19 protein-coding genes are annotated in these 20,834 nt (G+C 67.9%); 15 read left to right on the top strand and 4 right to left on the bottom strand.

Annotated features, from left to right (window positions below; all coding sequences use genetic code 11):
- Window positions 1-5: 5 nt before the first annotated feature.
- A complete protein-coding gene (gene hisS / locus AC1DBX_RS01275; protein WP_476849312.1) occupies window positions 6-1,346 on the top strand; it encodes a histidine--tRNA ligase in 1,341 nt (446 codons plus the stop codon).
- Here the strand turns inward: hisS and AC1DBX_RS01280 are convergent.
- Window positions 1,343-2,722: an APC family permease gene (locus tag AC1DBX_RS01280; protein WP_476849311.1), complete on the bottom strand. Its 1,380-nt coding sequence runs from the start codon at window positions 2,720-2,722 to the stop codon at window positions 1,343-1,345. The genes hisS and AC1DBX_RS01280 overlap by 4 nt on opposite strands.
- 123 nt (window positions 2,723-2,845) lie before the next feature.
- Here AC1DBX_RS01280 and aspS point away from each other — a divergent pair, with 123 nt between their 5' ends.
- From aspS to AC1DBX_RS01300, 4 genes are all read left to right on the top strand, one after another.
- Window positions 2,846-4,630 carry an aspartate--tRNA ligase gene (gene aspS, locus AC1DBX_RS01285; protein WP_476930900.1) on the top strand — a complete coding sequence of 595 codons (1,785 nt, stop codon included), beginning with the start codon at window positions 2,846-2,848 and terminating at the stop codon, window positions 4,628-4,630.
- A 95-nt stretch (window positions 4,631-4,725) separates the two neighbouring features.
- On the top strand, window positions 4,726-5,568 hold the full coding sequence (locus AC1DBX_RS01290) for a GNAT family N-acetyltransferase (RefSeq protein WP_476930901.1): 843 nt from the start codon (window positions 4,726-4,728) through the stop codon (window positions 5,566-5,568).
- A gap of 212 nt (window positions 5,569-5,780) precedes the next feature.
- Window positions 5,781-7,373: an HNH endonuclease signature motif containing protein gene (locus AC1DBX_RS01295; protein WP_476930902.1), complete on the top strand. Its 1,593-nt coding sequence runs from the start codon at window positions 5,781-5,783 to the stop codon at window positions 7,371-7,373.
- Window positions 7,306-7,641 carry an ASCH domain-containing protein gene (locus AC1DBX_RS01300; protein WP_476930903.1) on the top strand — a complete coding sequence of 112 codons (336 nt, stop codon included), beginning with the start codon at window positions 7,306-7,308 and terminating at the stop codon, window positions 7,639-7,641. Before AC1DBX_RS01295 ends, AC1DBX_RS01300 begins: the two co-directional genes overlap by 68 nt.
- On the opposite strand, the gene AC1DBX_RS01305 is transcribed toward AC1DBX_RS01300, so the two are convergent.
- The 3 genes from AC1DBX_RS01305 to AC1DBX_RS01315 form a co-directional block, all read right to left on the bottom strand.
- The gene (locus AC1DBX_RS01305; RefSeq protein WP_476930904.1) at window positions 7,579-8,091 is read right to left on the bottom strand and encodes an RES family NAD+ phosphorylase; all 513 of its coding nucleotides are present in this window, start codon (window positions 8,089-8,091) and stop codon (window positions 7,579-7,581) included. The two genes, AC1DBX_RS01300 and AC1DBX_RS01305, sit on opposite strands and share 63 nt — an antisense overlap.
- Before the next feature lie 164 nt (window positions 8,092-8,255).
- Entirely contained in the window at window positions 8,256-8,741 is a 486-nt protein-coding gene (locus AC1DBX_RS01310) for a DUF2306 domain-containing protein (protein ID WP_476872418.1), read from the bottom strand.
- 274 nt (window positions 8,742-9,015) lie between these two features.
- Window positions 9,016-9,663, bottom strand: coding sequence for an acVLRF1 family peptidyl-tRNA hydrolase (locus AC1DBX_RS01315; protein ID WP_476930905.1), 648 nt, complete (start codon window positions 9,661-9,663; stop codon window positions 9,016-9,018).
- 59 nt (window positions 9,664-9,722) lie between these two features.
- Here AC1DBX_RS01315 and AC1DBX_RS01320 point away from each other — a divergent pair, with 59 nt between their 5' ends.
- The 10 genes from AC1DBX_RS01320 to aroC all read left to right on the top strand — a co-directional run bounded on the left by AC1DBX_RS01320 (window position 9,723) and on the right by aroC (window position 20,832).
- Window positions 9,723-11,168: a replication-associated recombination protein A gene (locus AC1DBX_RS01320; protein ID WP_476857085.1), complete on the top strand. Its 1,446-nt coding sequence runs from the start codon at window positions 9,723-9,725 to the stop codon at window positions 11,166-11,168.
- A gap of 265 nt (window positions 11,169-11,433) precedes the next feature.
- Complete coding sequence (locus tag AC1DBX_RS01325; RefSeq protein WP_028276474.1) at window positions 11,434-11,832, top strand: cupin domain-containing protein; 399 nt, start codon at window positions 11,434-11,436, stop codon at window positions 11,830-11,832.
- 186 nt (window positions 11,833-12,018) lie between these two features.
- Window positions 12,019-12,645 (top strand): 30S ribosomal protein S4, encoded by a 627-nt coding sequence (rpsD, locus tag AC1DBX_RS01330; protein ID WP_018773157.1) that lies wholly within the window; start codon window positions 12,019-12,021, stop codon window positions 12,643-12,645.
- Window positions 12,646-12,824: 179 nt separating this feature from the next.
- Window positions 12,825-13,199, top strand: coding sequence for a DUF948 domain-containing protein (locus AC1DBX_RS01335; protein WP_018773156.1), 375 nt, complete (start codon window positions 12,825-12,827; stop codon window positions 13,197-13,199).
- A gap of 20 nt (window positions 13,200-13,219) precedes the next feature.
- Entirely contained in the window at window positions 13,220-13,486 is a 267-nt protein-coding gene (locus AC1DBX_RS01340) for a DUF6167 family protein (protein ID WP_253906754.1), read from the top strand.
- Between the two features lie 175 nt (window positions 13,487-13,661).
- Window positions 13,662-16,340, top strand: a complete 2,679-nt coding sequence (alaS, locus tag AC1DBX_RS01345) for an alanine--tRNA ligase (protein ID WP_476870922.1) — start codon at window positions 13,662-13,664, stop codon at window positions 16,338-16,340.
- 10 nt (window positions 16,341-16,350) lie between these two features.
- Window positions 16,351-16,935, top strand: coding sequence for a Holliday junction resolvase RuvX (ruvX, locus tag AC1DBX_RS01350; RefSeq protein WP_223916695.1), 585 nt, complete (start codon window positions 16,351-16,353; stop codon window positions 16,933-16,935).
- On the top strand, window positions 16,932-18,698 hold the full coding sequence (gene mltG / locus AC1DBX_RS01355) for an endolytic transglycosylase MltG (protein WP_476930906.1): 1,767 nt from the start codon (window positions 16,932-16,934) through the stop codon (window positions 18,696-18,698). The genes ruvX and mltG overlap by 4 nt, the downstream gene beginning before the upstream one ends.
- Window positions 18,695-19,606, top strand: a complete 912-nt coding sequence (locus tag AC1DBX_RS01360; RefSeq protein WP_476858419.1) for a shikimate dehydrogenase — start codon at window positions 18,695-18,697, stop codon at window positions 19,604-19,606. Before mltG ends, AC1DBX_RS01360 begins: the two co-directional genes overlap by 4 nt.
- 26 nt (window positions 19,607-19,632) lie before the next feature.
- A complete protein-coding gene (aroC, locus tag AC1DBX_RS01365; protein WP_476849302.1) occupies window positions 19,633-20,832 on the top strand; it encodes a chorismate synthase in 1,200 nt (399 codons plus the stop codon).
- The last annotated feature ends 2 nt before the right edge of the window (window positions 20,833-20,834 follow it).

Here is a 20,834-nt window from a genome sequence, read left to right on the forward strand (position 1 = left end):
TCACCATGGCACGCACAGCCTCCCTGTCAGGATTCCCCGAGTGGCTTCCCGAGGAGCGGCTGGTGGAACTCCATGTGCTGGACACGCTGCGCCGGACCTTCGAGCTCCATGGTTTCTCCTCGATCGAGACCCGCGCCGTGGAGACGGTGGGCCAGTTGCTGCGCAAGGGGGAAATCGATAAAGAGGTCTACGGCCTGAGCCGGCTCCAGGACGATGAGGACTCCGCGGCCAAGGTTGACCCGCATGCCCTTGCCCTGCACTTCGACCTCACCGTGCCCTTCGCCCGGTATGTCGTGGAAAACGCCGGCTACCTGGCGTTCCCGTTCCGCCGTTACCAGATCCAGAAGGTCTGGCGCGGCGAACGTCCCCAGGAGGGACGGGCCCGCGAGTTCACCCAGGCGGACATCGACGTCGTCGGCGACGGCGAACTGCCGTTCCGGTACGACGTTGAAATCGCGCTGGTGATTGCCGAGGCGCTCAACGCGCTGCCCATCCCCGACTTCCTGCTGCGGATCAACAACCGCAAGCTGGCCGAGGGCTTCTACACCGGGATCGGCCTCACGGACACCGCGGGCGTCCTGCGCAGCATCGACAAACTCGAGAAGGTCGGGCCGGCGAAGGTGGCCGAGTTGCTCAAGGAGGAACTCGGCGCCACTGACGATCAGGCGCAGGCTGCCCTGAAGCTCGCGGGCATCCGCACCACGGACACGTCCTTTGTGGAGCAGGTCCGGGCGCTCGGCGTCACCAACGAGCTGTTGGAGGAAGGCCTGAACGAGCTGGAGCAGGTCATTGCGGCCGCCGTCCAGCACGCGCCGGGACGGGTCGTCGCCGATCTCAGCATCGCCCGCGGCCTCGATTACTACACCGGCACCGTGGTGGAAACCGTCTTGGTGGGGCACGAGCAGCTGGGCTCGATCTGCTCCGGCGGCCGCTACGACGCCCTGGCGAGCAAGGGCAACCGCAAGTTCCCCGGCGTCGGCCTCTCGATCGGCGTGACCCGGCTGGTGTCGCGGATACTGAGCCAGGACCTGGCCAAAGCCACCCGCTCCGTGCCGACCGCCGTGCTGGTGACGCTCAACAACGACGACAGCTGGGCCGCCGCACAGGATGTCGCCGCGCAGCTGCGCAGCCGGGGCATCGCCACGGAGGTCGCCGCGAAGGCCGAGAAGTTCGGCAAGCAGATCAAGTTCGCCGACCGTCGCGGCATTCCGTTTGTCTGGTTCACTGACGACGACGGCAAGCACCAGGTCAAAGACATCCGCACGGGCGAGCAGTACGACGCCGACCCGGACTCGTGGACGCCCTCCGAGGAGGACCTGCACGTGCGCGTAGTCGCCGCGGGCTAGGACTTCCGGGCAGGCCCGTTAGTGTCCCGCGTCCTGCGCACCAGCAGGACGAGGAACCGCCCGGCCACCCCTGCCGCCAGCACCGCCGCCATGAACAGCACGGAGGCCGGCGGCAGGGTGACGGCCAGGACCAGGCAGCCGAGGAAGCCCAGCACATTGAGCCAGCGCGGCGCATGCCAGGGGCGGCCGGCCAGCGTGAAAGCCGCGGCGTTGGTCACGGCGTAATAGACCAGCACGCCGAAGCTGGAAAAGCCGACCACGGTCATCACGTCGGTGCTCAGCAGCAGGACCACGACGGCGGCGGCGACGGCCAGTTCCGCCGTGAACGGGACGGTGCGGGCGCGGCCCACCCTGGCCAGCGGGGCGGGCAGGTCCCGTTCCCGCGCCATCGCCAACGTGGTCCGGCCGACCCCGGTGATCAGGGCCAGCAGCGCGCCGAGGCCGGCCGCCGCCGCTCCGGCCTGGACGAACGGGACGCCGGCGCCGAGGCGGGAGACCGCCACCGCGTCCAGCAGCGGCGCCGTCGAACCCGCCAGCTGCTGCGGGGGCAGGTGCCACTGCAGCAGCGCGGCCAGGCCAAGGTAGATCACGAAGGCCCCGGCCAGTGCGGCCAGGATGGCTCGCGGGATCGTACGGGCGGGATCCTTGACCTCCTCGCCGAGGGTGGCGATCCGCGCATAACCCGCGAAGGCGAAGAACATCAGCCCCGCCGCGGGAAGGACGCCCCAGCCGCCGGAGGGCGGCGCGGGATAGGCCGGCGCCGCCGACACGGCGGGGGCGCCCGCCGGGTGCGGACCGAGCAGGGAGGCCACGGCGACGAAGACGAGCGTGGCCAACACGACGGCCAGCAGGATCCTGGTCAGCAGCGCGGTCCGCGTGATGCCGAGCAGATTAACTCCCGTGAGGACGACGACGCCGGCGACCGCCAGCGGCGTGGCATAGGCCGGCGCCACGTAGTGCCCAAACGTCAGCGCCATCGCCGCGCAGGACGCCGTCTTACCCGTGATGAAGCCCCAGCCCGCAATGAAGCCCGGCCACTGGCCGAGCTGCCGGCGCCCATACACGTAAGTTCCCCCGCTGTCGGGGTACCTCGCCGCCAACTGCGCCGACGCGACGGCATTGCAGTAGGCGATGACGCCGGCCACGGCCACGGCAAGTGTCAGCAGCGGCCCGGCCAGGGCTGCGGCGGGGGAGAACACGACGAACACGCCGGCGCCCAGCATCGAACCCAGGCCGATTGCCGTGGAATCGAACACGCCGAGGCGGCGCTGCAGCCGCTGGGGTGGCCGCTGCGGACCAGGCCGGCCGCCGGGCTGATCGCGGTGCTGACCGGGGGGCTGGTCGCCGGGCTGGGTTCCGTTGCGCCGGGTTGCCATGGCAAAAGGGGCCTTTCCAACGGGTAAACTCGAACGGGATCGTTCCCGTAGCGATCCTATTAGAACGTCATTGTTTTGTTATCACTTTTGATTTTCCCTCTGTCTTCTTCAGAAAGGCGTGCTGTGCTGCGCACACATGACCTCGGATCACTTCGCTCCGAGCACATTGGACAAACCGTAACCCTCGCCGGCTGGGTCGGCCGGCGTCGTGACCACGGTGGTGTCGCATTCGTTGACCTGCGCGACGCGTCCGGCGTCGCCCAGGTTGTGGTCCGTGAAGAAGAGGTCTTCCACGGACTGCGCAACGAGTATGTGCTGCAGATCGTCGGCACCGTCTCCCAGCGTCCCGACGGCAACGAGAACCCGGCGCTTCCCACCGGCGAGATCGAGGTCATGGCCGAGAAGGTCACGATCCTCAACACCTCGGATCCGCTGCCGTTCCAGATCGACGAACACGTTGAGGTGGGCGAGGAAGCACGCCTGAAGCACCGCTACCTGGACCTGCGCCGCCCCGGCCCCGCCCGTAACCTGCGTCTGCGTTCGGAAGCCAACCGGGTGGCCCGCGAACTGCTCCACCAGGACGGCTACGTGGAGATCGAAACCCCCACGCTGACCCGTTCGACGCCGGAAGGCGCCCGCGACTTTGTGGTTCCCGCCCGCCTGGCGCCGGGTTCCTGGTACGCGCTGCCGCAGTCCCCGCAGCTGTTCAAGCAGCTCCTTCAGGTGGGCGGCTTCGAAAAGTACTACCAGATCGCCCGTTGCTACCGCGATGAAGACTTCCGCGCGGACCGCCAGCCGGAATTCACCCAGCTGGACATCGAGGCCAGCTTCGTGGAGCAGGACGACATCATCCGTCTGGGCGAGAACATCGTCAAGGCCCTGTGGAAGCTGATCGACGTCGAGATCCCGACGCCGATCCAGCGCATCACCTACCACGACGCCATGGCCCGCTACGGCTCGGACAAGCCGGACCTGCGCTTCGGCCAGGAACTCACCGAGCTGACCGAATTCTTCAAGGACACCAACTTTGGTGTCTTCAAGGCGCCCTACGTCGGCGCCGTCGTCATGCCCGGCGGCGCCTCCCAGGCCCGCCGGGCCCTCGACGCCTGGCAGGAGTGGGCCAAGCAGCGCGGCGCCAAGGGCCTGGCGTACGTCCTGTACAAGGAGGATGGCGAACTCGCCGGTCCCGTCGCCAAGAACCTCACCGAGACCGAGCGGGCGGGTCTCGCCGACGCCGTCGGCGCCAAGCCCGGTGACTGCATCTTCTTCGCAGCCGGCGAGAAGACACCGTCCCGCGCGCTCCTCGGCGCTGCCCGCGTCGAGATCGGCCACCGCACCGGGCTCATCAACCCTGCTGACTGGGCCTTCTGCTGGGTCGTGGACGCACCGATGTTCGAGCCGGCCGCCGCTGCGGTCGCCTCCGGCGACGTCGCCGTCGGCGCAGGCAAGTGGACCGCCGTCCACCACGCCTTCACCTCGCCCAAGCCCGAGTTCATGGACTCCTTCGACGCCGATCCCGAATCGGCGCTGTCCTACGCCTACGACATCGTCTGCAACGGCAACGAAATTGGCGGCGGCTCGATCCGTATCCACGAGCGCGACGTCCAGGAACGCGTCTTCGAGCTCATGGGCCTGGACAAGGAAGACGCCCAGACCAAGTTCGGCTTCCTGCTGGAGGGCTTCAAGTTCGGAGCCCCTCCGCACGGCGGCATCGCCTTCGGCTGGGACCGCGTGGTTGCCCTGTTGGCCGGTGTGGAGTCCATCCGCGACGTCATCGCGTTCCCGAAGTCCGGCGGCGGCTTCGACCCGCTGACCCAGGCTCCCGCTCCCATCACGGCGCAGCAGCGCAAGGAAGCCGGCGTCGACTTCAAGCTGCAGCCCAAGAAGCCTGAGGACGGCAGGGACTAGCCTTCGAGCTTCAGCGGCAGGGGCTCCCCGGGCAACCGGGGAGTCCCTGCCGTCTGTCATTAGTTGCCCGCATTCGTCCCGGACGGAGTAGCCCGATGAACCTGGACCCGCGCCCCGGGATGATTCCTGGATCCATCCCCGGGCTGGAGACGCTGATGGATGCAGCGTGGCCTGCCGCGGAGCGCGAGGAATCCGGCGGGTGGGTGCTGCGGGCGGCGTCAGGGGTGACCCAGCGGGCGAACTCGGTCTGGCCGAGGGATCCCGGCGAGGATTCGCACCGGCAGCTCGCCGCAGTCCGTGACGCCCGGCTTTGGTACCGCAGCCGGCGGCTTCCGCTCATCTTCCAAATTTTTGACGGCCCACGCCACGCGGCGCTCAACGCGGTGCTCGACGCCGAAGGGTTCACCCGGCAGTCCGAAACCTTGGTGCTGGTCCATGTTCCCGGTGCTGAGTCCGGCGTGGAGTCCGGCGTCGGGCCCGGCGCCCCCGAACCTGCCGTGGAAATTTCGGCCGAGCCGTCGGCGGAATGGCTGGAGCTGTGGTGGAGCGTCGACGGCCGCGGGGGAGCGGACGAGCTCGCCGTGGCCCGCGGCATTCTCGAAGGGTGCCCCTCGCTGTACGCTCTGGTGCGGGACGACGGCGGCGCGCCAGCCGCCGTCGCACGCCTCGCCTTGCCCAACACCGGCCCGTCCGGGCCCGGGTGGGGCGGGCTGTACTGCATGGCAACGCGTCCGGATGCACGGCGTCGGGGCTATGGCGGCCGGGTGGTCCGGGCGCTGCTGCACGAGGGCGGGGCCCGCGGCCTGGCGGGGTACTGGCTGCTGGTCATGGCCTCCAACGCCGGTGCCCGTGAGCTGTACGCGCGGGCAGGGTTCCGCGAAACCGGCCGCTACCTCTACCGTCAGGACAGGCCCAAGCGGCACCTGACCGGCTGCTAAGGATTCCGGCTCCCGCCGTTAAGGGCTCTCCGGTGTCGCGGGATGTCCCTCGGCTCAATGCTCGCGCTCGAGGACAGCCTATGTCGCTATTTCTGTCGGTGGCTCCTGAGATGATCTGAGTGTGGAGAGCAGGACAGTGTGTTGAGTGCGGAGAGCGGGGCGGCGATAGAGGCCGTCGCCGCCTCGGTTGCCGCGCTGGCCGCCTTGCCGCCTTGGCCGCTAGCGACGATGCGCCTGCTGCCGACCCGGTGGGAGACGGCGATCCGCTGCGGCGGCTGGCGGACGGTTGCCTGGACGGGCTCGCCGAGGTCGCCCGGATGGAGGCCCGGACCGCGGCGTTGAGGGTGCGGCTGACCGCCGACTACGCGCAGGCAACCAGGTTTTTGGCGCCGCCGGCGCCGTCCCCGCGGGATCGCGCCGTTCAGGAGATGGCACTGGTGGCCGAGGTCGCCTGTGTCCTGACGGTCAGCGAACGCACCGCCGCGGCCCTCCTCGCCGAATCCCAAGTTCTGACGACGGCGCTGCCGCTGACCCTGGCCGCCCTTGAGTCCGGGGCGATCTCCTGGGCCCACGCACGGATCCTCGTGGACGAAACCAGCAGCCTGGATGCGGCCGGGGCGGCCGGGCTCGAGGCGCACTTCCTGGACCCCGAAGCACCCAACCCGGCCCGCGGCTGCCCGGCCGGGGACCTCGTTCCGTCCCGGTTCCGAGCCAAGGCCCGCACCTGGCGCGAACGCCACCACCCCGCCGGCATCGAGGAACGCCACACCACGAGCGCCGCGGACCGGCGGGTCGAGTACACTCCGGACCGGGACGGCATGGCCTGGCTCTCGGCCTATTTCCCGGCCGACACCGCCGCGGGGATCTGGGACCGGACCACCGCCGCGGCCCGCGCCCTCCAGGGCCCGGACGAGCCCCGGACCCTGACCCAGCTCCGCGCCGACATCACCGCCATCTGGCTCCTCACCACCGGCACGCCCGGCGGCGGAACAAACGGTGGAACGGCCGACGGCGGCACCGGCACCGGCACGGGGGCGGAAGCTCGTGCGGGGGCGGGTGGGCTTGTTCCGGTCCCGCGGGCGCAGGTCCTGGTCACCGTCCCGGTCCTGGCCCTGCTCGGCGCCACCGACGAACCGGCCGTCCTGGACGGGTACGGGCCGATCCCTCCCTCGATGGCCCGCCGCCTCATCGCCGAGGGCGCCGGTTCCTTCCACCGGGTCCTGACCGACCCCCGGGACGGCGCCCCGCTGGAAATCGGCCGGACCAGCTACCGGCTCACGACGGCCCAGCGCCACTGGCTCCGGCTCCGCGACGGCCGGTGCCCGTTCCCCGGCTGCGGCAACCACTCCGTGGACAACGAGGCAGACCACCTCCTGGCCTGGGCCGACGGCGGCACCACCGGGATCTCGAACCTCGGCCAGCCCTGCCCGAAACACCACCGGCTTAAACACGCCTCCGCCTGGACACCGGCCCGGGCCAGCAAAGACCACCCGCCCGGCTGGACCTCCCCGTCCGGACGCTACTACCCCAGCGAACACCAGGACTGGGACCCACCCCACTGGCCCGAAGACTGGCTGCCCCACATCCCGGCCACGGACGAACCCAACCCGGAACCCGACCCCGACACGGGCCCCGATCAAGGCCAGCCCGCGGATCCGGGCCCAGGCCTGCCCCCGGACCCCTTCCCGGACTGGCACCAATTCACCGCCGGGCATCCACTGCCCGAGGCGGACACAGATGATCCGTACTGGCCAGCAACCCCGGCCGACCCCTATTCGGAATGGCTCCTGCTCCAATGTGCCTGACCGACTGTGCCTGACCGAGCAGTTGCCGGTCGTCGGTGAACGCGGTGTGGTCGTTGACTCGTTAGGGCGGCCCGTTTGCATCACAGAAGTTGCCGAGGTTCGCGTCGTGCCCCTCGGCACCGTCGATGCAGCTCACGCGATCGACGAAGGCGAGGGTTACCAGACAGTCTCCGAATGGCGCGTAGGCCACGAGCAAACGGATCCGCTACCGGAGAGAAACTACCCGAACACTTGGAGCGCCATCAGCGTTCCAGTTGAAGAGCGTTAGGTGCCAGAGCTGCGGCCGTTTGCGTGAAGGGTCGATTAGTCCATTGGCGCCCAAACTCTGCAGAGCCTCTCGAACTTTCCACGACGGAGGCGTTCCACCCGCAGCAACAGCTCGTTGCCAGTCCGCCGCGGCGTCCGCGGGACTGATTCCAGCGGACTTCAGAGCTTCGTGATCACGAAGATCAACAATACGGTTGGCCTCTACATTGAACTGCAACACCTCACGACCGGGAGTGCGTTCGTCAGTGTGGGCGATCATTGCAGCGGCGACACCTTCAGGTGACGAACTTAGGTACAGCGTTGGGACCTCTGGCGGCGAATACCGGCCGGCAGCCCGAGATCCCGCAAGAGCCGCGTCACTATAGGCAGGATCCACAGCACGGTAGAACGAACCTTCTACAGTGCGCATCAGGGCACTTTCCCAACTGACAACTGGTTGGTCTCGCTGCATGGTTTCCTTATCCTTAGGATTTAGTTCAGGGACGCCAGTGTTCTAGGTACGGGAGCCAATCGGCTTACGAAACTTCGAGGCGCCAGGAACTCGCTGCCAGCTCCACGAGTAAGGCAATTTCCTGTTCCGGCTCTTGGTCCCCATACCGCGAGTGTCCGGCCGGACTAGGTGATGGGGACCGTCTGTGTTTTGCGGAGCTGGGCGATGCCGATGAGAGTGAGTGCGGCTGTGCCCAGCAGGACCAGGATCAACAAACCCAACAGCGGGAGCTCGTGGATGGCGAGCTGGGGAATGCGGCGCGAGGGCACTGCCAGAACGCCCACAAAGGCGCCGATCAGACCGAAGTAGCTGCCCGTCATGAAACTGCGGTGGGCCCTGATGTTTCTCTTCCAGATGGCCCACAGTCCCGCTGTTAGTGTGAAGAACGTCAGCACTGAGAGTGCGTGGAGCCAATTGAACCCGCCGTCGATGGTTCTGATTCCAAACGAGGTCAGCACCACGACATACATGGAAGCAGCCCAGATTCGGCCCACGATCCGATGAACGCGGCCGCCTTTGGTCCTGCGCAGCAGGTTCATGGCTCCGAAAATCAGTGAGTAGCTGGCGGCGATTGCGTGAAGTGAGATCAGAACGGTCCAGGAGGAAGGCATAGTCCGGAGCCTAGCTGACCGTGCCCAGAGGGTTCGGAACGGCCCACCTGGAGACCTTGCTGCAGACGTAATTTCCCTTCCAGCGGCTCTAAGTCACAGAGCGGGCCAAAAAGGTCCCGTAGTGGGTTCCGTAAACGGATTGTTCATCGGGCATCTGGTTGGGGTGGCTGATCTACTCGGCCTGGCAGTCCCGCCGACACCACGGCTGATTCCTGCGCGCGGGCTGCCGGACAGTCCGTAACAGGTGGCGGTAGGGCCGTTGCTCAAGCCGTCCCTACTCCGGTGGATCCGTCACCAGGATGCGCACCGCGCACAGGTCCGTGGCCGCCTTCTTCAGTACCGCGGCGCGCGGATCCGGGACGTCGAGGAACGCCAGCCTCGGCCGTGCCGCGTACTGCTTCAGCACCGGTTCGGCGAGCACTTGGTCCGCAAGGGTCCGGTCGCCGCCGGGAGCCAGATACTCGATCGGGTGCTCCGCGAAAATCCGCCCGGCATGCTCCGCAACGGCCTCCACCAGCGCATCGGCCTGGTTCGCCCGGCGCCGGGCAAAGCGCTGCTGCGACCAGCCGCCCGCAGCCGTCCGGGACTGGACATGCCGTGTACCGGTCTTCGACGCGAGCACGGCGCCGCCGCTCACCACCGCCACCGAGTAACCGCCGCGGCGGACCAGTACCGCCCCGATGCCCCGCGACTGGGACGCCAGGGAAGCGAGGCGGGCGACGGCGTCGCCGCCGCGCCCAGGACGGCCGTCCACCGGCCATGGCGCCTGGAGCAGAGCCACGGCCCCGTCGGCGGCGCGCAGCTGCAGACCTGCGTCGAGCTCGTCCTCCACCAGTGCGCCGTGGCTCGCGGCGAAGCGGTCCACCCAGCCCGGCAGCCGGTCGCCGGAGACGAAGGCCACACGGGTGTCGGGGGTTGTCATGGCGGGGTCTCCGTTATGAGGGTGTCTGGACAGGCGGGAACTAGAAGTAGCCTATCTATGTGGATGATCTCTTTGGCGCAGGGCGGGACGGCGGCGCCGCTACCGAGGATGACGGCGACGCTGACCAGACCGGCGAGAGCCGCCGGGTCTCCCCGCGGAGCCCCCTCGCCGTCCGGATGCGGCCCCGCACCCTCGATGATGTCGTGGGCCAGCAGCACCTACTCGGCCAAGGCTCGCCGCTGCGCCAGCTCGCCGCCGGCACGGACGCCACCGGCCCCGCGGGTCCCAGTTCACTGATCCTCTGGGGTCCTCCGGGTACCGGCAAGACCACCCTTGCCCATGTGATTGCCAAGGGCCCAGGGCGGAAGTTCGTCGAGCTCTCCGCCATCACCGCCGGCGTCAAGGACGTCCGCCGCGTGATGGACGAAGCCCTGACCGCGCGCGACCTGTTCAAGACCACCACCGTCCTCTTCCTGGATGAGATCCACCGCTTCAACAAGGCCCAGCAGGACGCCCTGTTGCCCGGCGTCGAGAACCGCTGGGTGGTCCTGGTCGCCGCGACCACCGAAAACCCCTCCTTCTCCGTCGTTTCCCCACTGCTGTCCCGCTCGCTGCTGCTGACCCTGAAACCGCTCACCGACGCCGACGTCGAGGGCCTTCTCCTGCGGGCCGCAACGGATGACCGCGGGCTCGGCGGCAAAGTGGAACTCAGCGACGAGGCCCTGGCACACCTCGTCCGGCTCTCCGGCGGGGACGCCCGGCGTGCGCTGACCGCGCTCGAGGCGGCGGCCGGCGTCGCGTTCGGGGACGCGGACGACACTGACGCAGTCGTAGCCGGCACAGCCAGCGGGGCGCCCGAGGCGGCCCCGGTGAAGATCGAGCTCAAGCACACGGAGCGCGCCCTGGATGTCGCCTCCGTCCGCTACGACCGGGCCGGGGACCAGCATTACGACGTCGCCAGCGCGTTCATCAAGTCGATCCGGGGTTCCGACGTCGACGCCGCGCTGCACTACCTTGCCCGGATGCTGGAGGCGGGTGAGGACCCCCGGTTCGTGGCCCGCAGGATCGTGATCTCGGCGGCCGAGGACGTCGGCATGGCTGACCCGACTGCGCTGCAGACCGCCGTCGCGGCGGCCCAGGCCGTACAGCTGATCGGCATGCCGGAAGGCCGCATCATCCTCGCCGAGGCCGTGGTGCATCTGGCCACCGCGCCGAAGTCCAACGCCGCGTACATGGGCATTAACCAGGCCATCGCCGACGTCCGCGCCGGGCTCGGGAACGGCATCCCCGCCCACCTTCGCGACGCCCACTACCCGGGCTCGAAACAGCTCGGCCACGGCAAGGGCTACAAATACGCCCACGATGCCCCGCACGCCGTCGCCACGCAGCAGTACCCGCCGGACGACCTCGTCGGGCGCAACTACTACGAACCCACCGGCAACGGGGCCGAACGCGACATCGCCACCCGGCTCGAGCGGCTTCGGAGGATCATCCGCGGCACCTGAAAGGCACGTGGGCGGCAAGTGAACGCCCGTGACCTGCGGCTGGTCGGCGGCGGCCCGTGGCGCCGGAATCCGCCGTTGACATAGGGGCCAAGAGGTCTAACGTGGAATTACGGCGGCATGGATCTGCTGACCGTCCGTGCGGCGCAGGGGACAGCGCGGTCACATCGCTGGCTCCCTCGTTCCGGACCCCGGAACGGCAGCCGGCTTCGCTCCATCCCAGCTCATCCAGCGCGAGCGTTCCCGTCCCGTCCCCGGCAGGTGTCCCATGAGTATCAACTTCGTTACAGCCATGGCAGTGAAGTCCTTCGATGTGCCGGACAAGAAACGGTGCCCGGACAAGGCCGAATTCGACCTCTGCACAGTGAACGACTACTCGGTGGCCCGGCTGATCCTGGGCCCGGGCTGGCGGTGGTCGGAGAACACCAGACCCTACGAGCGGACCGACGTCTGCCTGCACCACCATCTCGGCTTCTGCATCTCCGGTGAAATGGAAGTCGAAACGGCCGAAGGGCTGCGGTCCACGATCCACGCCAACGACACCTACGCGATTCCGCCGGGACACGACGAATGGGTGGTGGGCCCGAAGCCGTTCGTGGCCGTGGAATTCCTGGGCGCGGCGTCCTTCGGGCGCAGCGGTGTCCGGGGAGCGCACGCCAGAATCTGACTTCGGTCCGCCGGCCGGATCTGGTAGGCTGGATCGTTGTCTGGCAAGGCACGGACGCACAATCCATGGAAACTTCGGTTCGATGAGGGTTGCCCTGTGCCCAGTAGCAAAAGGCAGCGGTTGGCCGATGCTCTCCATCGTGGAGGCCAGTAACACTGACACACCGCAGATATTGGAAGGACACAAGTGGCTAACAACACTCGTGCTCGCCGTACCGCACGCCTTTCGCGTGCACTCGGCATCGCTCTGACCCCCAAGGCCGCCAAGTACATGGAGCGCCGCCCGTACGGCCCCGGTGAGCATGGCCGTGCCCGCAAGAAGCAGGACTCCGACTACGCCGTACGTCTGCGCGAAAAGCAGCGTCTGCGCGCCCAGTACGGCATCCGCGAAGCCCAGATGACCCGTGCCTTCGAAGAAGCACGCCGCACCAAGGGCCTGACCGGTGAAAACCTGATCGAACTGCTCGAAATGCGTCTCGACGCCCTCGTGCTGCGTGCCGGCTTCGCCCGCACCATCGCCCAGGCCCGCCAGCTGGTTGTGCACCGCCACATCCTCGTTGACGGCATCCGCGTTGACCGCCCGTCTTTCCGCGTCGGCGAGGGCCAGCTGGTCCACGTTCACAGCCGCAGCGAGACCATGCCTCCGTTCCAGGTTGCAGCAGCCGGCGCTCACCGCGACGTCCTGCCGATCGTTCCGGCTTACCTGGACGTCAAGCTTGACGCCCTGCAGGCCCGCCTGGTGCGTCGCCCCAAGCGCTCCGAGATCCCCGTGACCTGCGAAGAGCAGCTCGTCGTGGAATTCTACGCACGCTAATTCAAAAGGCATCACCTACAAAGAAGCCCGTGGCAAGCGCCGCGGGCTTCTTTGTATGTAAGGTACTTGGGGGAGTTCCCCGGGAGCCGGTTCGGCTTGCCGGATTTAACTGTCGGCGAAACCGTCGGAACCCGACGCAACAAGCAGGTATCCACTGCAGTTCAAGGAGATGAGTGTCTATGTCTGGTGGCGATATTGCCGGCCTGATCGCGGCTGGAGTGTTTGCACTGCTGGTCCTGCTGCTCGCCGTGCCGATCCTGAAGCTCGGGGGAGTGTTCGACGAAATGCGGACCACTATCCGCTCCATCAGCGACGGCGCCACCCCGCTCATGGACGAGGTCACCGCGACGGTGACCACCACCAACGAGCAGCTGAAGAAGGTTGACGGCATCTCCTCGAACGTCTCGGACGCCTCCGCCAACATCTCGGCGCTGTCCTCGCTCATGGCCGCCACCGTGGGCTCGCCGCTGATCAAGGTGGCAGCCTTCAGCTACGGCGTGCGCTCCGCCTTCAGCACCCGCAAAAAGCCCGCCACCGGCCGCCGCAGCCGCTAAACACTTCGGGAGCACCTGACATGAACAGAATCATCTGGATGGGAATCGGCGTCGCGATCGGCGTTATCGCCTTCCGCAAAGTCACCGAAGCGCAGTCCGCCCTCGGCCCCGAAGGCCTGAACCGGGCCGTCGGACGGCTGACGGACGGCCTGCTCGACTTCGCCGATGCGGTCCGCGATGGCATGGGCGAGCGGGAATCAGAACTCCGCACGGCCCTCGGTATCGAGACGGCAACGGACCTCGCCGCCGGCGGCACTGTCGCCCGCCGGGATGCGGTCCGGCGCTAGCCGGGAGAGAATTAGTAAGTAAGGTGCCCGTCACCGGGGGCGACGGCGCGCCGACGCCCCCGGTGAAGGGCACCAGATTGATGGGCCCGGATCAGTGCCGGTCCTCAGCTTGTCCCGCGCAGCACAGACGCGGGCCACATAACGCAGTGAATATTGAAGGGTAAGAAAACAGCTCATGAAGTCGCAGGAGATCACCAAGCGCTGGATCGACTTTTTTGTCAGCAAGGGGCACACCGCCGTGCCCTCCGCCTCCCTGGTCTCCAGCGACCCGTCCCTGCTGTTTACGGTCGCCGGCATGGTCCCGTTCATCCCGTACCTGACCGCCCGTGAGGAGGCCCCCTACCAGCGGGCCACCAGTGTGCAGAAGTGCATCCGGACCGGTGACATCGAGGAAGTGGGCAAAACCGCCCGCCACGGCACGTTCTTCCAGATGTGCGGCAACTTCTCCTTTGGCGACTACTTCAAGGAAGACGCCATCAAGTTCGCGTGGGAGCTCCTGACCACCAGCGTGGACGACGGCGGGTACGGACTGCCGCCGGAGCGGCTCTGGGTCACCGTCTATGAAGAGGACGACGAGGCCGAGCAGCTGTGGCTGAAGAACACCGGCATGCCGGCCGAGCGGATCCAGCGCATGGGCAAGTCCGACAACTACTGGTCCACCGGCCAGCCCGGCCCCGCCGGTCCCTGCTCGGAGATCTACTACGACCGCGGCCCGTCCTACGGCGTCGAGGGCGGCCCCATCGCCGATGAAAACCGCTACGTCGAGATCTGGAACCTCGTGTTCATGCAGTACCAGATCGACAACGTCCGCTCCAAGGTGGATTTCGACATCACCGGAGAACTGCCCAAGAAGAACATCGACACGGGCCTGGGCATGGAGCGCCTCGCGATGATCCTCCAGGACGTCGAGAACATGTACGAGACGGACCAGGTCCGCCCCGTGATCGACAGGGCCGCGGCCCTCTCCGGCCGGGAGTACACCTCCGCGGAGTCCGCCGAGGACCCGCACCACACGGACGACGTCCGCATGCGCGTCGTTGCCGACCACATCCGCTCGGCCCTCATGCTGATCGCCGACGGCGTGACCCCCTCCAACGAGGGCCGCGGCTACGTGCTGCGCCGCCTGATCCGCCGGGCCGTCCGCTCCATGCGCCTGCTCGGCGTCGAAAAAGCCTGCCTGCCGGAACTGCTGCCGGCCTCGCGGGACGCCATGAAGGGTGTCTACCCGATCGTCGAGACCGACTTCGAACGCATCAGCCGGATTGCCTACGCCGAAGAGAAGGCGTTCCTGCGCACCATCGCGTCCGGCACCGCCCGCCTCGAGGACGCCGTCAAGGAATCCAAGGCCGCCAACCAGCCGCTCTCCGGCGCGGACGCCTTTGCCCTGCATGACACCTACGGCTTCCCGATCGACCTCACCCTGGAAATGGCCGAAGAGGCCGGGCTGAAGGTCGACGAGCCCGAGTTCCGCAAGCTCATGCTCGAGCAGCGCCAGCGCGCCCAGGCCGACGCCAAGGGCAAGAAGGGGTCGCACGCTGACCTCAGCGCCTTCCAGGAGCTGCTGTCCGCCGGCGAGACAGTCTTCACCGGCTACACCGAGCTCCAGGGCGAGTCCAAGGTCCGCGGCATCCTCTCCGGCGGCCGGAAGGTCGCCCAGGCCTCGACCGGCGATGAAATCGAACTGGTCCTGGCCGAGACGCCGTTCTACGCCGAAGCCGGCGGCCAGGCCGCCGACACCGGGCTGATCACCGGCGACGGCTTCGTCGTCGAGGTCCTGGACGTCCAGCGCCCCGTCAAGGGCCTCAGCGTCCACAAGGCAATCGTCCGCGAAGGCGAAATCGGTGCCGACTCGCTGGTTCAGGCCGCCGTGGACCGGGAACGCCGCCACGCCGCTGAGCAGGCCCACACCGGCACGCACATTGTGCACGCTGCCCTGCACCAGATCCTCGGCCCGGAGGCCCTGCAGCGCGGCTCCTTCAACAAGGCCGGCTACCTGCGCTTCGACTTCGCCTGGGGTGAGGGCCTGAGCGCCGCCACCCGGTCCGAGATCGAGGAAGTCTCCAACATCGCCATCCGCAACAACTTCCAGGTGGAAACCAAGATCATGGGGCTCGCCGAGGCCAAGGCGCTCGGCGCCATGGCACTCTTCGGCGAGAACTACGGCAACGAGGTCCGCGTCGTGGAAATCGACGGCGCCTGGTCCCGGGAACTCTGCGGCGGCACCCACGTCGAGAACACCTCGCTGATCGGCAGCCTGTCACTGCTCGGCGAACAGTCGGTCGGCTCAGGAAACCGCCGTGTCGAAGCCTTCGTGGGCATGGACGCGTTCCGGCACCTGGCCGCGGAGCGGGCGCTCGTCACCGAGCTCACGGAAATGCTGAAGGTTCCCTCCGGGCTGCTCGCGGACCGGATTTCCAGCACCCTGACCAAGCTCAAGACGGCAGAGAAGGAACTCGAGCGGCTGCGCAAGGAGCAGCTCACGGCCGCCGCAGCCCAGCTGGTCGGCACCGCCCAGGATGCCGCCGGCGTCAAGGTCATCGCGCACGACGCCGGCCAGGTCAGCGGCGCGGATGACCTGCGCGGCCTGGCCCTGGACCTGCGGACGCGTCTCGGGTCCGAGCCCGCCGCCGTCGCGGTGGCCGGTGTCAGCAACGACCGTCCCGTGATCCTGATTGCCACCAACGAAGCCGCCCGGGCAGCCGGAGTCAAGGCCGGTGCCCTGGTGCGCCTCGCCGCAGGCATCCTCGGCGGCGGCGGTGGCGGCAAGGACGACGTCGCCCAGGGCGGCGGGACCGACGCCGCCAAGGTCGGTGCTGCCCTCGGCGCTGTCGTGGACGCCATTACCAGGCGATAGCGGATCCCACGTGTCTGAAGCTGCTGTTGCCGGCGTCTATCCCCGGGGCGTGAAGCTCGGGGTGGACGTCGGCACCGTCCGTGTGGGCGTGGCCGTCTGCGACCCCGACGGAATCCTGGCGACGCCGCTGCGCACTCTGGCGCGGAACGTGAAAAAGAACACTGACGTGCGAATCCTGGCCGCCCTGGCCGCGGAACTGGGCGCCGTGGAGATCTTCGTGGGACTGCCGCGCACCATGAAAGGCGAAGAGCACGCCTCCGCCAGGATGGCGACCGAGTACGCACAGCTGCTGGTACTGGCCCTGCAGGACGCCGGATCCGAGGTGCCCGTGCGCCTGGTTGACGAACGGCTCAGCACCGTGAGCGCCCACCGCAACCTGCACGAAGCTGGCATGAGCAGCAGGAATCACCGTACAGTTGTTGATCAGGTTGCGGCGGCAGGTATTCTGCAACATGCGATTGATATGCAAAAGGCCAGGGGAACGGAGGTCGGAAACCGCGTGTACGCGGAGTCTGCGCCGGGGCCGACCGGAGGCGGCGCACAGACCGGCCCGGCAGTACAGACGCACTCTTCAGAACATGGAAGGCTACAGTGAGCCCGGTCAACAGTGATGACTCCTCCGGTGACGCCCTTGGTGGCGCCGGCCGACCGCTGACGCGCAAAGAAATCCGGGCCCGGGAAAAGCTTCTGGCCACCCAGGGCCACAACGTGATCCCGCCGCAGGCTTTTGAGGCGGGACCGGACGTTCCGACGCCGGCACCGGCACCAACGCCGGCACCGGCAGAGGACAGCCTGCCGCAGTCCGCACCGGAACTTCCCGACGCGGCACCGACCGTGCACGAAGAAGCCGTGCGTGAAGAGCCCGTTCACGAAGAGCCGGTGCGCGAAGAAGCCGTGCGTGAAGAGCCGGTGCGCGAAGAGCCCGTTCACGAAGAGCCGGTGCGCGAAGAAGCCGTGCGTGAAGGGCCCGTGCAAGAAGACTTCACGCAGCTGATCCCTGTCCGCGATGTACCTGTCCACGAAGTACCTTCCCGCGAGGAGCCCGTCCGCGAAGACGCTGGCCACGAGGACGTCGTCTATGCGTCAGCGGGCGGGCTCGGCTACGGCTCCAGCCACGATGCGGCTGCCCATGACGCCGGCGTCCACGATGGCTACGCTCCGCACCCCCACGACGAGGCCCACCATCTCTACGGCAACTCCGGTGACCCCCAGGCACAGCCGCACCCGGAAGCCGAGTACCACGGCGACCCGGGCGAGGAGCTGATGGCCGGAGCAGCCCGCTACGACAAGGGACCGTCCAAGAAGGTCCGCCGTAGGCGCCGCTTCCTGGCACTGGTGCTGACCCTGACGGTCTTCGTCGTCGCAATCGCCGTCGGCGCACAGTTCCTCAAGCCCCTCCTCGGCGGAGACACCATGGCCGACTACCCCGGCCCCGGAACCGGTGAGGTCACCATCACGATCGAACCCGGCGCCGGAACGCGGTCCGTGGCCACCGAACTTCAGTCGAAAAAGGTCGTGGCCAACGCGGACACCTTCCTCAAGGAGTTCACCGCTTCCGGCGGTGCCCTGAACCCCGGCACGTTCTCGATGCGCCAGGAAATGAAGAACTCCGATGCCGTGGATGTCCTGCTCAACAAGGGCCAGAGCAAGGTCATGTACTTTGCGCTCAGCGCCGGGCTGCGGATCGGCGAATCCCTGCAGGCGATTTCCGAGGGCACCGGGATTCCTGTTCAGGACCTGAAAGCGCTCAGCGATGCGCCCGCACAGTTCGGTGTCCCGGCCAAAGCCAAGAACCTCGAGGGCTACCTGGCGCCGGGGGAGTACCGCTTCCCGTTGGGCTCCTCCGCCAAGGACATTTTGCAGAAGCTCGTCGGCAGCACCCAGGATGAACTCAAGGCCCAGGGCGTTACCGATCCCGCGAAACAGTACGACGTCGTGACGGTGGCCAGCATCGTCCAGGCCGAAGGCGGCCAGGCCGAATATGGTGACGTCGCCGGCGCCATCTACAACCGCCTCAAGCCCAACAACACCGAGACCAACGGGCTCATCCAGTCCGATGCCACCGTCACCTACGGCCTGGGCATCCGCAGCTTCCACATCGACGAGGCCCAGAAGGCTGACAAGTCGAACCCTTACAACACCTACGCCAACCAGGGGCTGCCCGCCGGACCCATCGGTTCCCCCGGCAAGACGGCCATTGACGCCGCCGCCAAGCCCAAGTCCAACAGCTTCCTCTACTGGGTCACCATCAACCTGGACACCAAGGAGACCAAGTTCTCCAAGACGCTGGCGGAACACAACGGCTACGTGGCGCAGTACAACGCCTGGTGCGAGGCCAACCCGGGACGCTGCGTATGACGCTGCGGGCGGCCGTCCTCGGGCATCCCATCAGCCATTCGAAGTCGCCCGCGCTGCACCGGGCCGCGTACGCCCACCTGGGCGTGGATATCGCCTACTCCGCCATTGACGTGACCGAGGCCGCCCTGCCCGATTTTATGAGGCAGGTCAGGGACGAGGTGCGCGCTGAGGGTTCCTGGCGCGGCCTCTCGGTCACCATGCCGCTCAAATCGGCCATGGTGGCGGAAGTGGACGAGGTCCGTGGCGTGGGGCGCGCCCTTGGGGTCGTCAACACGGTTGCGTTCGAATCCGACGGCGGCAGTGCCGGCCACACGCGATTGGTCGCGTACAACACCGACGTCACCGGGATCGTCAACGCGCTCCGGCACGCGGGGGCAGCCTCGGCGCCCACCGCCGTGATCCTCGGCGGGGGCGGGACCGCGGCAGCAGCCATCGCGGCGCTCAAGGAATTGGGGTCGGTGTCCGCCGAAGTGTTCGTCCGCGATGTCAGCCGAGCGGCAGAGGCCCGCGCGGCCTCCGCCGCCGTCGGCGTCCCCATCCGGGTGCTTCCCCTCGCCGGGGCGGCAGCCGCCGTCGCCGCGGCCGACGTCGTCATCTCCACGCTGCCGCCCCGCGCGGCAGACGCACTGGCCGCGGAACTGGCCGAAGAGCTGGCGGCGAAACGTCCAGGAGAACTGCCTCCGCATGGCAGCCCGGGCGTCCTCCTGGACGTCGCCTATGATCCATGGCCCAGCCGGATCGCCGCGGTCTGGCAGGAAGCCGGCGGCACGGTGGTCCCCGGACTGGAAATGCTGATCTACCAGGCCGTGGAGCAGGTACGGCACTTCACCGGGCTGGGCGAGGCCCTCCCTGCCGGTGTCACAGATGTGATGTGTGACGCAGTCGGGGCGCCCCGACGGGTGTTCTAACCGCCCGACATGGCAGGATGGAATGTATGTTGCGTTGGTTGACTGCCGGAGAATCCCATGGCCCGGCACTGGTCGGAATAATTGAAGGCGTGCCCGCCGGTGTGGAACTCACCAGCGCCCACATCAGCGAGGCGCTGGCCCGCCGCCGGCTCGGCTATGGCCGCGGCGCCCGGATGAAATTCGAGCAGGACGTGGTCACGATCCTCGGCGGAGTCCGCCACGGCCTGACCCAGGGCGGCCCCGTCGCCATTCAGGTCGGCAACACCGAATGGCCCAAGTGGGAACAGATCATGTCCTCCGATCCCGTGGAGCCTGAAGTCCTGGCCGACCAGGCCCGGAACGCCCCGCTGACGCGCCCGCGGCCCGGCCACGCAGATTTCACCGGCATGCAGAAATACGGCTTCGACGAGGCCCGCCCGGTCCTGGAGCGCGCCAGCGCCCGCGAGACGGCCACGAGGGTGGCGCTAGGCACGGTCGCCGCGGCCTTCCTCAAGCAGCTCGGCATCGAGCTCGTCTCCCACACCGTATCCATCGCCAGCGTAGCCGTGCCGGAGGGCCGGCCGCTGCCCGTGCCGGGGAACGTGATCGCCCTGGATGCCGACCCGCTGCGCTGCTTCGACCGCGAAACCTCGGACGCCATGGTGGCCGAGGTCGACGTCGCGCACAAGGAAGGCGAAACCCTCGGCGGCGTCGTCGAAGTGCTTGCCTACGGCCTCCCGCCGGGACTCGGCAGCTACGTGCACTGGGACCGGCGCCTCGACTCGCGTCTGGCGGCGGCCCTCATGGGCATCCAGGCCATCAAGGGCGTTGAAGTCGGCGACGGCTTCCTGACCGCCGCGCGCCGCGGCTCCGCCGCCCACGACGAGATCGTCAAGGACGCGGACGGCAAGATCATCCGTACCTCCAACCGCGCAGGCGGGATCGAGGGCGGCATGAGCATCGGCGATGTCCTGCGCGTCCGTGCCGCCATGAAACCGATCGCCACCGTACCCCGCGCGCTCAGGACGGTCGACGTCAGCACGGGGGAGGCCGCCAAGGCCCACCACCAGCGCTCCGACGTCTGTGCCGTGCCGGCCGCCGGCGTGGTGGCCGAGGCCATGGTGGCCCTCGTGATCGCCGAAGCGGTCGCGGAAAAATTCGGCGGTGACTCCGTGCAGGAGACCGCGCGCAACATCAAGGGTTACCTGGACAGCATTCCGGCGTCCCTGGACTCGATCGGCCACTAGTG

This window comes from Arthrobacter sp. 10N44_2, assembly GCF_056394385.1.